Source organism: Rhodoferax sp. GW821-FHT07F03 (assembly GCF_059418745.1).
Genome location: NZ_JBWKQM010000009.1, coordinates 109306 through 124322 on the forward strand (window position 1 = coordinate 109306; position 15017 = coordinate 124322).

At 64.4% G+C, this 15017-nt stretch carries 12 protein-coding genes; 9 read left to right on the forward strand and 3 right to left on the reverse strand.

What is annotated here, in order from left to right; genetic code table 11:
• Window positions 1-11 precede the first annotated feature (11 nt).
• The 7 genes from AC07R0_RS15165 (at window position 12) to AC07R0_RS15195 (ending at window position 7945) form a co-directional block, all read left to right on the forward strand.
• Window positions 12-545 (forward strand): RBBP9/YdeN family alpha/beta hydrolase, encoded by a 534-nt coding sequence (locus AC07R0_RS15165; protein WP_495105458.1) that lies wholly within the window; start codon window positions 12-14, stop codon window positions 543-545.
• 13 nt (window positions 546-558) lie between these two features.
• Complete coding sequence (locus AC07R0_RS15170) at window positions 559-1479, forward strand: ParB/RepB/Spo0J family partition protein (RefSeq protein ID WP_495105459.1); 921 nt, start codon at window positions 559-561, stop codon at window positions 1477-1479.
• A gap of 15 nt (window positions 1480-1494) precedes the next feature.
• A complete protein-coding gene (locus AC07R0_RS15175) occupies window positions 1495-2226 on the forward strand; it encodes a class I SAM-dependent methyltransferase (protein ID WP_495105460.1) in 732 nt (243 codons plus the stop codon).
• 84 nt (window positions 2227-2310) lie between these two features.
• A complete protein-coding gene (locus tag AC07R0_RS15180; protein ID WP_495105461.1) occupies window positions 2311-3354 on the forward strand; it encodes a peptidoglycan-binding protein in 1044 nt (347 codons plus the stop codon).
• A gap of 98 nt (window positions 3355-3452) precedes the next feature.
• Window positions 3453-5132: a phospholipase D-like domain-containing protein gene (locus tag AC07R0_RS15185; RefSeq protein WP_495105462.1), complete on the forward strand. Its 1680-nt coding sequence runs from the start codon at window positions 3453-3455 to the stop codon at window positions 5130-5132.
• 93 nt (window positions 5133-5225) lie between these two features.
• Window positions 5226-5579, forward strand: a complete 354-nt coding sequence (locus tag AC07R0_RS15190) for a VOC family protein (RefSeq protein WP_495105463.1) — start codon at window positions 5226-5228, stop codon at window positions 5577-5579.
• Between the two features lie 371 nt (window positions 5580-5950).
• A complete protein-coding gene (locus AC07R0_RS15195) occupies window positions 5951-7945 on the forward strand; it encodes a GspE/PulE family protein (RefSeq protein ID WP_495105464.1) in 1995 nt (664 codons plus the stop codon).
• An 8-nt stretch (window positions 7946-7953) separates the two neighbouring features.
• Here AC07R0_RS15195 and AC07R0_RS15200 read toward each other — a convergent pair whose 3' ends face one another.
• Window positions 7954-9378 (reverse strand): FAD-binding oxidoreductase, encoded by a 1425-nt coding sequence (locus AC07R0_RS15200; RefSeq protein ID WP_495105465.1) that lies wholly within the window; start codon window positions 9376-9378, stop codon window positions 7954-7956.
• 63 nt (window positions 9379-9441) lie between these two features.
• On the opposite strand from AC07R0_RS15200, the gene AC07R0_RS15205 reads away from it, so the two are divergent.
• Complete coding sequence (locus AC07R0_RS15205) at window positions 9442-10014, forward strand: cob(I)yrinic acid a,c-diamide adenosyltransferase (protein WP_495105466.1); 573 nt, start codon at window positions 9442-9444, stop codon at window positions 10012-10014.
• A gap of 50 nt (window positions 10015-10064) precedes the next feature.
• On the opposite strand, the gene AC07R0_RS15210 is transcribed toward AC07R0_RS15205, so the two are convergent.
• Entirely contained in the window at window positions 10065-10487 is a 423-nt protein-coding gene (locus AC07R0_RS15210; RefSeq protein WP_495077017.1) for a hotdog fold thioesterase, read from the reverse strand.
• 97 nt (window positions 10488-10584) lie between these two features.
• Here AC07R0_RS15210 and AC07R0_RS15215 point away from each other — a divergent pair, with 97 nt between their 5' ends.
• The gene (locus AC07R0_RS15215) at window positions 10585-11487 is read left to right on the forward strand and encodes a DMT family transporter (protein ID WP_495105599.1); all 903 of its coding nucleotides are present in this window, start codon (window positions 10585-10587) and stop codon (window positions 11485-11487) included.
• 58 nt (window positions 11488-11545) lie between these two features.
• Here AC07R0_RS15215 and AC07R0_RS15220 read toward each other — a convergent pair whose 3' ends face one another.
• Window positions 11546-14842, reverse strand: coding sequence for an ATP-binding protein (locus tag AC07R0_RS15220; RefSeq protein ID WP_495105467.1), 3297 nt, complete (start codon window positions 14840-14842; stop codon window positions 11546-11548).
• Window positions 14843-15017: the final 175 nt, after the last annotated feature.

Genomic DNA, 15017 nt, shown 5'->3' on the forward strand with positions numbered 1-15017 from the left:
ATCAATAGCAAATGACATCTCCACGCGTACTCTTGCTGCCCGGCTGGCAAAACTCCGGGCCTGGCCATTGGCAAACCCTGTGGGAAACCCATTTTGGCGACCTGCGGGTCGAGCAGCACGACTGGATGCAGCCGCTGCGTGGCGACTGGATCACCCGCCTCGAAGAGGTGGTGCAGCAGCAGGACGGCCCGGTGTTGCTGGCCGCGCACAGCCTGGGCTGCCATCTGGTGGCGGCCTGGGCGGCGGTGTCGGGCAGCGTTGGCAAAGTGCAGGGCGCTTTGCTGGTGGCTCCGCCCGACGTGGCCCAGCCGGATTTCCCGCCGCAGCTGCATCGCTGGGCCCAGCCAGTGCTCAGCGCGCTGCCGTTTCCGGCCGCGCTGGTGGCATCCACCGACGACCCGTATTGCAGTTTTGAAGCCGCGGCCGGGTTCGCCGGGCATTGGGGTGCGGCCTTGCACAACATTGGCGCGCGCGGCCACATCAATGCCGAATCCGGCCTCGGCGACTGGCCGCAGGGCAGGGCGCTGTTACTGAATCAAAAATAGAAAGCACATCGATATGGCAACCCCCAAACGCAAAGGCCTGGGCATGGGCCTGGACGCTCTGCTCGGCCCCAAGGTGCAAGACCCGGTGCCGCAAGAGCCCGGCCTGCCGACCGAGCTGCCGCTGACCGAGCTGGTCGCCGGCCAGTACCAGCCGCGCACCCGCATGGACGAGGGCGCGCTGTATGAGCTGGCCGAGAGCATCAAGGTCCAGGGCATCATGCAACCCATCCTGGTGCGGCGCCTGACCAGCGGAGACAACGCCGGCAAGTATGAAATCATCGCTGGCGAACGACGCTTCCGCGCGGCGCGGCTGGCCGGGCTGGACAGGGTGCCGGTGCTGGTGCGTGATGTGCCTGACGAGTCCGCAGCCGCCATGGCGCTGATCGAAAACATCCAGCGCGAAGACCTGAACCCTCTGGAAGAAGCCCAGGGTCTGCAGCGCCTGGTGAAGGAATTCGGCCTGACGCACGAGCTGGCGGCCCAGGCCGTCGGCAGATCCCGCAGCGCCGCCAGCAACCTGCTGCGTCTGTTGAACCTGGCCGACCCGGTGCAGACCATGCTGATGGCCGGCGACCTGGACATGGGCCATGCACGCGCCCTGCTGTCGCTGGACCGGGCCACACAAATTACTGCGGCCAGCCAGATCGCCGCCCAGAAGATGTCGGTGCGCGAGGCCGAGGGCCTGGTCAAGAAGCTCAGCGCCGAGTTCTCGCTGACCGCCTCGCCCAAGGCCAAGAAAGAGAAGTCGCGCGACCTGAAGCGGGTGGAAGAAGAACTCTCCGATCTGCTCATGGCCGAGGTGGAAATCCAGATCAAGAAGCGCGTCAAGCGCCACGGCAAGATCGAGGAAATGGGCGAGATCGTGGTGCAGTTCGGCTCGCTTGATGAGCTTAACGGCCTGATCGACAAGCTGTCGCGCGGCGCTGCCCGCTAAGCCGGTTCTCCGCCCTTGCAACGCCTGCCCTGGCCCTTGCCTGCGCTGCTGGTCTGGGGTGGTGCCTGGGCGGTTTTTACCGTGTTGCTGTGGCTGGGCTTGCCGGTTCTCGGGGCGCTGGCCCTGGCAACAGCGGGCGGCGCGGCCTGCAGCCTGTTAGGCCGTAGTTGGTGGCGGCGTGGCCTGATTGCGGGGGGCTTTCCCTTGTCATTGGCCTTGTCGGGTACGCTGGCCCTGCCAGCCTGGGCCTGGTTGCTGCCCCTGGCCTTGCTGCTGCTGGTCTACCCGCTGAATGCCTGGCGCGACGCGCCCCTGTTTCCCACGCCTGCGCGGGCCTTGCAAGGCCTGGCCGAGGTCGCGCCCCTGCCCGAGGGTGCGCTGGTGCTGGACGCCGGCTGCGGCCTGGGCCACGGCCTGCAGGCGCTACGCCTGGCCTACCCGCAGGCGCGCTTGCAGGGTCTGGAATGGAGCTGGCCGCTGCGCGCTCTGTGTGCCCTGCGCTGCCCCTGGGCGCGCGTGCGCCGCGGCGACATCTGGCGTGCCGACTGGGCGCCGTACGCCATGGTGTATCTGTTCCAGCGCCCCGAGAGCATGGCCCGCGCCTGGGACAAGGCCCGTGCGCAGCAGCAGCCCGGCAGCTGGATGGTCAGCCTGGAATTTGAGGTACCGGGTGTGCGCGCCACCGGCCGCCTGCAGGCGCCGGACGGGCGGCCCGTGTGGCTCTACCGCGTGCCGCTTACGCCATAAGCAGGACGTTTTTGCCGATGGATGGGTTGCGGCGAAATGATAGTTTCGTACACTGTGACGCATTTTTCTTTTACTAACATCAGCATGCAAAACATCAAGATATCCCTCGTGGCAGCGTGTGCGGTCGCCCTTTTGGCCGGTTGTGAGACCACCGACATGAAAATGGGCAACCCTGAGGCCAAAACCGTGGCCACGGGCAGTGCCGGCGGCGCCAGCAGCGCGAATGAAAACTCGCAGCTGGAAAAATGCGCGTCGTCCCTGGGTACGGTGTCTTTGATTGAAAACGAGCAAGCCGGCTGGTACACCATCTTGCGCAACGAATACCGCCTGCCGCCCACGGCCAGTCTGTTGCGCCTGATGATCCAGCAGTCCAACTGCTTCATCGTGGTGGAGCGTAGCCAGACCGGCATGAACGCCATGAGCCGTGAGCGCCAGCTGCAAAACTCCGGTGAAATGCGCCAGGGCAGCAACTTCGGCAAGGGCCAGATGGTGTCATCTGACTACGGCCTATCGCCTGAAGTCATCTTCAACCAGAACACCGGCGGCGCTGCGGCGGCCGTGGGTGGTTTGTTTGGCGGCACGGGCAGGCTGCTGGGCGCCGTGGCCGGCCAGACCGCCACGCGTGAAGCCAGCGTGATGCTGACCATGATCGACAACCGCTCCAGCGTGCAGGTGGCGGTGTCGGAAGGCAGCGCCTCCAAGACCGACTGGGGTGGCATGGGCGCGCTGTTTGGCGGCTCCGGTGGCGGTGCTGCGGGCATGTACAACAGCACGCCCCAGGGCAAGGTGATTGCCGCGGCCTTTATGGACGCATACAACAACATGGTCCGCTCGCTGCGCAACTACAAGGCGCAAACCGTGCAGGGCCAAGGCCTGGGCGGTGGCGGCAAGCTGGGTGTGGATGGCGGCGCGGCGCCGTCGCAAACCTCGGCGCCTGGTGCGGCGTCTGCCAGCATGTCCATGAAAGCTGCCCAGGACAAATTAAACCAGCTGGGCTATGACGCCGGCGTGGCCGATGGTGCCATGGGCCGCAAGACGGTGAATGCCTTGCGTACTTTCCAGAAAGACCGCAACATCAGCCAGACGGGCCGTCTGGATGCTGCCACCATGCAGGAATTGGGCAAGTAAGCCGGGCTCGCCCGGACAGTAGCAAAAAAGGGGTTGTGCGCAGGTACAGCCCCTTTTTTTATTGTTCCCCGTTAGAGCGTTATCGATGGAGGATGCGTATGCGAACCACGGTGTCAGGGCTCGTCAAGGTGCGGGCCATCAGCGGAACCTATGTCGTCTTTCTGGCCTTCGATATGCAGGAGGCGGACGCCAAAGGCCTGATGGGTTTTGCCATCCAGCGTACCGATCTGGTGGAAGACGAAACCATCTGGCTGCGCGGCAACAAGACTTTTCCCAGCATCCGCCCACCCACCGGCTTTGAAGACGCCAACAGCCATGAGCACCCCTTCCAGTCCTTCCAATGGGCGGACTACACGGTCAAGCCGGGCTACAGCTACCAGTACCGCGTTATTCCCATGTACGGCCAGCCGGGCGCGCTGACCGAGAAGGCCGCCACCACGGTCACCATCGCCAGCGAGCCGCTGGCCGATGCCCAGCATGAGGTGCATTTCAACCGGGGCGCCATTGCCTCCCAGGCCTTCACCAAACGCTTTCCGGGGCAGACGCTGGAGCAGGCCGGCGCACCCGCCTACGAATGGCTGGGGCGCGACCTGGTGCCCGGCCTGCTGGCCTTCATCGCCCGGGCCAAGGACCGCAGCTACAGCCTGCATGCGGCCATTTACGAGTTGCATCTGCCGGAAAAGCAGCCCTGGCCCGACGTGCTGCAGGCCTTCAAGTCGGCGCACCAGGCCGGAGCGGACGTCAAGCTGATCTACCACGGCCTGGACGACGACACCGGCAAGACCAATGCCCAGGCCATCGCCAAAGCCAAGATCAAGGGCATCAGCTTTCCGCGCAGCCACACCAAGCTGATGCACAACAAGTTCATCGTGCTCAGCCAGAACGGCAAGCCGGTGTCGGTGTGGACCGGCTCCACCAATATCAGCCGCAACGCCTTGTACGGCCAGCTGAACGTGGGCCACGCCATCCATGACGCAGCGCTGGCCCAGCGCTACCTGGGTTATTGGAATGAACTCAAGGGCGACCCGGCGCCTGACGCCATCAAGGACTGGACAGAGACCAGCAATGCCCTGCCGCCCGCCACCACGGCGGACGCGCTGACGCCCATCTTCTCGCCGCACCGTGGCCGTAGCGTGTTCGATTGGTGGATTGCGCTGGCCGACGACCCCAAGCCTTTGTTCATGACCTTCCCCTTCGGCATCGTGAAAGACTTTCGCCCGGTGTTCGACAAAAACGACGGTGTGCTGCGCTTTGCCTTGCTGGACAAATATGTGAACGGTGGCAACGCCGCCTCGCGCGCCGCCGCCATTGCCGATATCGAGCGCATACGCCGCTTTCCGAACATCGGCATGGCCCTGGGCAGCAGCATCTTTGTGGACTGGATCGACGGCTGGCACCAGGAGAGCGGCGGCATCGGCGTCAACGTGAACTGGGTGCATACCAAGTTCATGCTGATCGACCCGCTGGGCAGCCAGCCGGCCGTTCTGGCGGGTTCGGCCAACTTCAGCGAAGCCAGCGTGGACACCAACGACGAAAACATGGTGCTGATCCGTGGCAACACCCGCGTGGCCGACATCTATTTCGGCGAGTTCATGCGCGTATTTGCCCACCACCGTTTCCGCGAGTCCGTAAAGCGCCACATCGACCAATACGGCTCCGCTGCCGCCGACACCTGGAAGCCGCAAGACCTGTTTGAAGATTGGAAAAAGTGGGTACCGGGCCAGTTCCGCAAGGGCTCGGAGTACGCGATCAAGCGGAGCTATTTCATCGGCGAGTAATGCCGGTCCGCAGTTCGCGGATTTATAGAAAATATGGCCCTAGCGCAGATATCTACTGCGGTAGCAGCTATTAAAAATATAGTGACTTCGATCATGGATATTGAGCAAACCGGGATCATTCTGTTCGTTGAAAACTATGAACCGTGCGTTGGTTTCTACCGGGACTGTTTGTCTTTGCCCGTTGTGCACGTTCAAGAAACCTTGACCACATTCGCTTTGGGCGCTGCCTATTTAATGGTCGAGCGGGGCGGTGTTGCTTGTCACGGTGAAAAGTCGCGTGCGCAAAATTCCACCATCTTGCGGTTCAACGTTCTGGATGTTCACAGCGCCGCCATGGAGCTACGAGAGCGGGGCGTGTCGGTCGAGATCCATGCCTTCGACTGGGGCGTTATAGGTGTGTTTCTGGACCCGGACGGGAATCGTTGTGAATTGAAGAATGCCGTCTGATACCCAGCCATCGGTATCGCGGCGAAGAGGCTTTACAGCTTGAAGATGTTTCCCAGGCTCGGAATATTCAGCAGACCAGGTGCCAAGGCGCGGTTTATCCGTCACGCTTTGTGCATGCGCCGTGCTCTTTTCACATCTGATGGGTTGTCGTTGACGGCATAGCGAGTTGCCTCACTCCGTTTCGTGGTCATTTTGGATACGGAATGCGTAAGCAGGTGGATTTTGTGACAAATTATCAAATTTCCACTCAATTTAGACGAATTGATTAAATCATTAATATCGTTTAAATCATTTTATTACAATGGGCTCTTTTAGATCGTATGCCGCCGCGATGCCAAAACGGCGGTGAACAAGTACCAAGAGCTCCAGCGATGCGTAACTTTCCAGACACCAGTCCTTTGTGCGTCGATACCAACCCGCGTTCGCCCATGGCGTCCGTGCCATTGGCGGGGGAGAGGTCAATAGCCCAGTGTTTTCGGCCGCAGAATGCCGATGCTTTGTGGGACTTGGTGACTTCACCGCATCCCGTGGTGGGTACGGCACGCCATCTGGGAGAAGCCATCGTGCAGGCGGGTTTGGTCAGCCCACAGACCATGGCGGCTTGTATGAAGATTCAGCAGGAGGAGCGGGGGAGCGGGCACCATCGCCAGCTTGGCCAGATTTTGGTCGAGCAAGGCGATCTGACCCGGGAGCAGCTGCAGCATGCGATCGATAGCTGGCTGGGCACTTACATGGTGGATCCACGAGGTTTAAATGCCGACCCGCAGGCCTTGGCTCTGGTGCCGCAAGCGGTAGCCGAACGGGAGTCCGTGCTACCGCTGATGGTGCGTGAAGATGCCCTGGTGCTGTTGGTGGCCAGCCCTTTGGACCGGACGCTGATGGATGAATTGCGCTTCTTGACGCAGCGGCGTCTGGTCACCGTGCAAGGCGCCCCAGGTACTTTGCTGCCCGCTATCCAGCAGGCTTATCGTCGCCACCGGGCAGCCGTCATGCCAGCCACGCCAGCAACGGGAGCACCCGTAGCTGTTCCGCGCGCTACTGCCCTGGAACTGGCGGGCGACCTGGGTCGCAGCGCACGCGATGTGGATGCCGAGCCATCGGATACGGTCAGCGAGTCGGATAACACCTTGGTGCGACTGATCAACTCCATCATTGACGAGGCCATTGCCCACCGCGCTTCGGACATCCATATCGAGACCGAACCCGCTCCCGCGAATGTGCGGATACGGTTGCGTGTGGACGGTGCCATGAAGCCGTATCTGGAAGTGCCGGGCCGCTTTCGTTTCTCGATTGTTGCGCGTATCAAGATCATGGCGGGTCTGGATATTTCTGAGCACCGCAAGCCCCAGGATGGAAAGATCGACTTCTCCCGTTTTGGTGGCCCGGCAGTGGAGTTGCGTGTGGTCACCGTTCCGACCGCGCACGGCCTGGAAGACGTTGTGCTGCGTCTGCTGGAAGGTGCCAAGCCCTTGCCTTTGGAGGCCATTGGCCTGAGCGCCGCCAACCTTGCTGCCTTGCGCGCCGTGGTGCAAAAAAGCTATGGCCTGATATTGGTCTGTGGTCCCACGGGCAGTGGGAAAACCACCACGCTGCATTCGGTCATACGCGATATCAATACGGATGGCCGCAAGATATGGACGGCCGAGGACCCCATCGAAATCACCCAAAGCGGGTTGCGGCAGGTGCAAGTGAACCCGCGCATTGGCTGGACGTTTGCCGCGGCCATGCGGACCTTTTTGCGTGCCGACCCTGACGTGATCATGATCGGTGAAATGCGCGATGAAGAAACCGCCAGGGTGGCTGTGGATGCATCATTAACCGGCCACCTGGTGCTCTCGACCCTGCATACCAACTCGGCGCCGGAAAGCATTGCCCGCTTATTGGAAATGGGCTTGAATCCCTTCAATTTTTCCGATTCGCTGCTGGCCATCTTGGCGCAGCGTCTGGTCCGTAGACTATGTACCGCTTGCCGCGAGCCGTATGCGGCCACGGGCGATGCGCTGCAGTCCCTGGCCACGCAGTATTTGGGCTGCGACGACGGTAGTGGCGTAACTTCCAGTGCGCATGAGGCATTGGTGCAGCGCTGGCGCGCCCAGTACGGGGCGGGGACGGGCGAGGTGAAATTATGGCGGCGCCGAGGCTGCAGCCAGTGCGAACATACCGGTTACCACGGGCGCATGGGCATCCATGAGCTGATGGTGAGTGATGAAGGCATTCGCCGGCATATCCGCCGCCAGGCCCCGGCGTCCGATATCCGCCAAGCGGCGCAGGCGGCGGGCATGCATACCTTGGCCCAGGATGGCATTGAGAAAGTGCTGCAGGGCTACACCGACATGGCCGAAGTAGCGCTGGCAAGCAATCTTTGAAAAGCAGCCTATAGGCGAAATATCTTGCCCGGGTTCAGGATATTCAGCGGGTCCAGCGCTTGCTTGATGGCGCGCATCATGGCGACGGCACCGGCGCCGGTCTCACTCACCAGGAAGTCCATCTTGTGCAGGCCCACGCCGTGTTCTCCGGTGCAGGTGCCGTCCAGCGCCAGCGCACGGTTCACCAGCGCGTGGTTGAGCTGCTCGGCCTTCTCACGCTCCTTGGCGCTGTCGGGGTCGATCAGGTAGCCGAAGTGGAAGTTGCCGTCGCCCACATGGCCGACCAGGAAGTAGGGGATGCCGGACGCGTCGGCTTCGGTAATCGAATCCAACAGGCAGTCGGCCAGGCGCGAGATAGGCACGCAGGTATCGGTGGAGATGGCTTTGCAGCCCGGGCGTGACTGCACGGCGGCGAAGTAGGCGTTGTGCCGCGCCGTCCACAGCCGGGTGCGCTCTTCGGGCGTGCTGGCCCATTCAAAGGCCTGGCCGCCGTGGTCGGAGGCAATCTCCTGCACCAGCTCGGCCTGCTCCTGCACGCCGGTGGGCGAGCCGTGGAACTCCATCAGCAGCATGGGTTCTTCGCGCAGACCGAGCTTGGAATGGGCGTTGACCATGCGCACGGTGTTGGCGTCGATCAGCTCCACCCGCGCGATCGGCACACCCAGCTGGATCACCTGGATGGTGGTGCGCACGGCGGCCTCGATGCTGGGGAAGGAGCAGATGGCGGCCGATATCGCCTCGGGCAGGGGGTAGATCTTCAGCGTGACGGCGGTGATTACGCCCAGCGTGCCCTCGCTGCCCACCATCAGCCGCGTCAGGTCGTAGCCCGCGCTGGACTTCTTGGCCCGCGTGCCGGTGTGGATGACTTCGCCGCTGGCAGTGACCACTTCGAGGGCCAGCACGTTCTCGCGCATGGTGCCGTAGCGCACGGCATTGGTGCCGCTGGCGCGCGTGGCGCACATGCCGCCGATGGAGGCGTCGGCGCCGGGGTCGATGGGGAAGAACAGGCCGGTGTCCTTGATGGCCTCGTTCAGCTGCTTGCGCGTTACGCCGGGCTGCACCGTCACCGTCAGGTCGTCGGCGTTCACGCTGAGGATGGCGTTCATGCGGCTGACGTCCAGGCTGATGCCGCCTTGCACCGCCAGCAAATGGCCTTCCAGTGACGAGCCCACGCCGAACGGAATGATGGGCGTGGCATGGGCGGCGGCCAGCCGCACCGCGTCGGCCACATCGGCCGTGCTTTCCGCAAACACCACGGCGGCCGGCGGCGGCACGGCAAAGGCCGACTCATCGCGCCCATGGTGCTCGCGCACGGCCAGTGCGGTGCTGAACTGCGCGCCAAAGCGGGCTTGCAGGGCCTCGACCAAGGCGGGCGGCACTTCGCGGATAGCCAGGGTGGGCAGCAGGTGCTGGGAGGCGGTGGGGGCGTTCATGGGCTGTCTCCGGTTCACTATAGATCGCGCACAATTCTCCCCTTATTCTGAAGGAGCAGCGCCATGGCCAACCGCCTCACGCAAATCGCCACCCGTACCGGCGACAACGGCACGACCGGCCTGGGCGACAACACCCGCGTGTCCAAGAACAGCCTGCGCGTGCACGCCATGGGCGACGTGGACGAGCTAAACAGCCATATCGGCCTGCTGCTGTGCGAACCGCTGCCTGAGGGCGTGCGTACCTTGCTGGTGGAGGTGCAGCACCAGCTTTTCAACCTGGGCGGCGAGCTGTCCATACCGGGTTTTGAGTTGCTCAAACCGGATGCCGTGCTGGCGCTGGACCAGGCCCTGGCCGAGCACAACGCCACGCTGCCGCGCCTGGCCGAATTCATCCTGCCCGCCGGCACCCGTGCCGCGTCCCAAGCCCATGTGTGCCGCACCGTGGCCCGCCGCGCCGAGCGCACCGTGGTGGCGCTGGAGCAGCAAGACGCACTGAAAGATACGCCACGCCATTACCTGAACCGGCTCAGTGATCTGCTGTTCGTACTGGCGCGGGTGCTGAACCGCGTGGACGGCGGGGATGACGTGTACTGGAAGAGCGAGCGGCTGGCGCGTGGCTCGGGTGAGGCGAGCTGATTGCTATTATTTGTGTAGCTGCTTGCGCGGGTAAATCCTGCGCCGCAGGCTTATTTAGGCTCCAACACAGCCATGGTGATACGTGACACGCACGTAGGTTTTCCGGCATCGTCCACCATGTCGATTTGCCACACCTGGGTGGTGCGGCCTATGTGCACCGGCCGCGCCGTGCCGGTGACCCAGCCGCTGGTCACGCCGCGCAGGTGGTTGGCGTTGATGTCCAGGCCCACGGCGCGGTGGCCGGGTGGCGCGGCGAACATGGCGCCGCAGGAGCCGAGGGTTTCGGCCAGTACCACGCTGACGCCGCCGTGCAGCAGGCCATAGGGCTGGCAGGTGCGCGAATCCACCGGCACGCGGGCGCGCAGGAAGTCGTCGCCCACCTCCAGGAACTCTATGCCCAGATGGGCGATGGCGGTGCCCAGGCCTGCGGCGCTGAGTGATTCGACGGTGACGGCTTGTTTCCAGATTGGCATGGTGATGTCCCTGCGGTAGCGGCCAGAGGCTGGCCTTGGCTATAGTCGTCTGCGATGGTAGCGGTTTGTCTTTTGCGCTGCCCCGACTTACCGAGTTCTGCCTGTGTCCTCCTCCCCTGTTTCTTCTGCGGCCGCGAATCTGCGCGGCATCGTCGCCATGGTGATTGCCGTGGGGGCCTTTTCCTTGATGGATGCGTCCATGAAATCGCTGACCGGCAGCTACCCGCCGCTGCAGGTGGCGTGCCTGCGCGGCCTGGCGGCCATGCCCCTGGTCTGCCTGTATGTGCTGTGGCGCAGGGAGTGGGGCGGTTTGCTGAAGGTGCGCTGGCCGCTGCATGTGCTGCGCACGGTGGTGGGTGTGACCATGCTGTCGTCATTCGTCTACGGGCTGCGGACGTTGGGGCTGGCTGAGGCCTACGCCATTTTCTTCGTGGCGCCGATGCTGATCACCATGCTGTCCATCCCGGTGCTGAAGGAGCGGGTGCGGCCCAGCCACTGGCTGGCGATTGCGGGTGGGTTTTGCGGGGTGCTGGTGGCGCTGCGGCCCAGCCAGGGGGCCTTTTTGTCATGGGGTGCGCTGGCCGTGCTGGTGTCGGCCAGCTGCTACGCTCTATCGGCCATTACCGGGCGCATTTTGAGCCGCACCGATTCCAGCGCCAGCCTGGTGTTCTGGGGCACCAGCGGGCTGGCCGTGGCCGGAGGTGCGCTGGCCTGGCCAGACTGGGTGGCGGTGCAGCCCGCGCATATTCCACAGCTGGTGGTGATAGGCATCAGCGGTTTCATCGGCCAGCTGGCGATTACCCAGGCCTTCCGCTCCGGCCAGGCCTCGGTGGTGGCGCCGTTCGAGTACACCGCGCTGGCCTGGGGCATCTTGCTGGATGGTTTGCTGTGGCAGACCCTGCCGCAGGCCCGCACCCTGCTGGGTGGTGCCATCATCATCGCCAGCGGCCTGTACCTGATACGCCAGGAGCGGGTGAAAGACCTGGTGGTGGCGCCTTGAGTGAAAAAGCCCTGTAGCGCAGGTAGTACCTGCGCTGATGGCTCCTAAAACAATAGCACTAGGTCCGCGCCGCCTGTAGCAGCGCGTCTGTCAGCAGGCTATGCGCCAGCTCGAAGTCGAAGCGTTGCATGGCGTTGTGCATGGCGTTGAAGCCGCCGGGGGCAAACAGGCTGCGGAGGCTGGCCGCATGGGCTTGCAGATAGTCCACGCAGTCGCCATCGCTGTCGGCCAGCAGCTGGGCCAGGTGGCGGCCACGGGCCTGGGCGACCAGGTCGGGTGGGGCCGGCGGGGTGTCAGCCGCATCGGGCGTGGCGGTTTCCAGCAAGGCACGCAGGGCTTCGACGGCGCGGCGGGTTTGCTGCTGCAGCTGCTCCATGGCGGCACTTACGGCGACGCTTTCGGCGGCGCTGGCCGGGCCATCTTGTTTCAGCCGGTCTTCCACCACCTGGGCGGCGGCGGCCAAGTCGGTCAGTCCGATATTGCCGGCCACGCCGCGGATGGTGTGCAGCATGCGTTGGGCGCCTTCCAGGTCGCCCTGCTGGAGCGCGATCTGGGCTTTGGTGGGGGCTTGCGCATGGCTGTCGGTGAACTGGCCCAGCAGGCGCAGGTACAGGGCTTCGTTGCCGGCCACGCGGCGCAGGCCGGCCTGGGTGTCCAGCCCGGGCTGGGGCGCCAGCCGGGAGGCGTGCGCCGCCTGCATGCTGGGCGGCGCGCTGTGCGGCGCTGCGGGCCGGGCCCAGCGCTGCACGCATTGCAGCAGGCCCACCGGGTCCAGCGGCTTGGTGATGTGGTCCAGCATGCCGGCGGCCAGGCAGCGTTCGCGTTCCTCCTGCAGGGCGTGGGCGGTCATGGCGATGACGGGCAGGCCCTGGTAGCGGGCATCGGTGTGAATGTGCTGGGCCGCCTCCAGCCCGCCCATGACGGGCATTTGCAGGTCCAGCAGCACGGCATGGTAGTGCGTGGGTGCTGCGGCGTGCAGCATGTCCAGGGCCTGGCGGCCGTTGTCTGCCAGGTCCACCACGGCGCCTGCGCTGTGCAGCAGTTCGGTGGCGATCTGCTGGTTGATGTCGTTGTCTTCGGCCAGCAGCAGGCGTAGGCCGTCCAGCCGGGGGCCATCGTATTCCGGGGGCGGCACCAGGCTGGCCGGGTCGGCCAGGCCCAGCCAGATGTCAAAGCTGAAGCAGCTGCCGTTGCCGGGTGTGGACTGCACCGCGATCTGCCCGCCCATGCCTTCTACCAGTCCGCGGCTGATGGCCAGGCCCAGGCCGGTGCCACCGTATTTGCGGGTCACCGAGCCATCGGCCTGGGTGAAGGCCTGGAATAGCCGGGCCGACTGCGCCTCGCTCATGCCGATGCCGGTATCGGTCACGGCGATGTGCAGCTGCACGTCGCCGGGCCGCTTGTCCACCACGCGTACCACCACGCTGACGTAGCCGACGTCGGTGAACTTCACGGCATTGCCCAGCAGATTGGTCAGCACCTGGCCCAGGCGCAGCGGGTCGCCGACCAGGGTGGAGGGAACCTCCGACGCCACGTCGAATACCAGGGCCAGCTCTTTGGCGTCGGCGCGGTCGGCCACCATGGCGGATGCGTGGTTCAGCACCTCGTCCAGCCGGAATGGGGTGTGCTCCACCTCCAGTTTGCCGGCTTCGATCTTGGAGAAGTCTAGGATGTCGTTGATGATGCCCAGCAGGTTCTGCCCGGCGCGGTGGATCTTGCCGATGTAGTCGCGTTGGCGCGGGTCCAGGTGAGTCTTCAGCGCTAGGTGCGACAGGCCTATCACCGCGTTCATCGGGGTGCGTATTTCGTGGCTCATGTTCGCCAGGAACATGGACTTGGCCTGGGTGGCTTCCTCGGCCACTTCCTTGGCCAGGCGCAGCTGCTCTTGCGCCTGGGTCAGCTCGGTGATGTCCACCAGCACGCCCACCAGGCCGGCCACGCTGCCTTCGGCGTTGCGGAAGGTGGTGTTGGAGTACAGCGTGGTGTGCGGCTTGCCGTCGGTATAGGTGAACACGCCGATGCGGCTGAAGCGGCCGCCGGTGGTCAGCAACTGGGTTTGCTCCCGCATCAGCGACTGGCGTATGGCCAGCGGCACGGTCTCCAGTGCCATCACGGTGGTGCCCACCAGCTCTTCGGGGCTGTAGCCAAAGGCCTCGTTATAGGCTTTGTTGCTGCCCCGGTAGAGCGCCTGCGCATCGCGGTACAGGATGGGTATCGGGATGCAGTCGATCATGGCCTGCAGAAAGTCGCTCTGCTCCTGCGTCAGCTGTAGCGCGGCATGGCGCTGGCGCAGCACCTGGCGCAGCACGCGGCCCAGCAGCAACAGCACGGCCAGGCCCATGGCAGCCACCAGCGCGCCCTGCCCGTAGTGCCAGCGCACCATGGGGTCCAGCGTGTCCAGCTGGCTGAGCGCCAGCAGCTCGTAGCCGGGCTCGGACAGGGGGCTGCGCGTCAGCAGATAGGAGTTGCCATCCACCAGCCAGTGGTCGGCATGGCGCAAGTGAGGTGGGCGCTCGATGGGGATGCTGGCCATGGCGCCGCTGGGCGGCTTGCCCTGGCTCAGCGGGCCCACATGGCGCAGCATGTATTCGGCGCGCGAGGCGCTCACCACGGTGCCGCTGCTGTCCAGCACCAGGGCGATCTGGTTGCTGGACAGCAGCGGCGCCAGCGTGCTGGCGTTGTGGTTGATGACGGCCACCCCCATGGGCACCTCGTCCTGGTCTATGCGCAGCGAGAAGAAGAAGCCCGGCTGGCTGGTGGTGTGGACGGCGGTGAACAGCTGGCCCTGGCCGTTGGCCATCGCGTCGTTGAAGTCGCTGCGGCTTTTGTAGGACTTGCCGACCATGCCGTCGGCCAGCTGCCAGTCGCTGGACGCCACCACCAGGCCGGCTACGTTGACGATGAAGATGCGCTCGTAGCCCAGATTTTTGGCCAGCCCGGCCAGGCCGTCGCCCAGCTCGCGCACATCCAGGTTGTGCAGCAGGCGCCGGCGCCGCTCACCATCGGGAAAGTAGAGCAGGGTGACTGCCTGCGGGTTGTACTGGGCGAGCACCGTGTGCACTTCGGTCTGGCGCCCCAGCAGGCGGGCCACGCTGGCCACTTCCACGAAGGTGCGGTCGATGATGTGGGCCGTGGTGCTGGTTTCGCGGCCGGCAGTGGTGGCCTCGGCGCTGATGCGCGCAGCGACGATGCTGTCCGACACCATTAGCGTCAGGCCGGCTACCAGTACCAGCCACAGGCAGGCTGCAACACCTATGCCACGGCTCAGCTGGCGCAGCTGCTGCTGCAAGGCTTGCGCGCTGTTGGCGGTGGGTGGGCCTGTGGTGTCAGGGCCTCGGTGCGTGGATGTGGGCATGCCATTTCTTGCAAGGGGGCTGCGCCCTCAGCGCGCTGCTCCCGGAACGGCCCTTGTGGGTTGTTCCCCCACCTTACTGCAGCCGTAAGCCCCTGTAAACAGGACTTGCCAGCGGTTCTGCCTGCTGCATTATTTATAGCTGCCAGCGCAAGCAATATCTGCGCTGGCGGCCTGA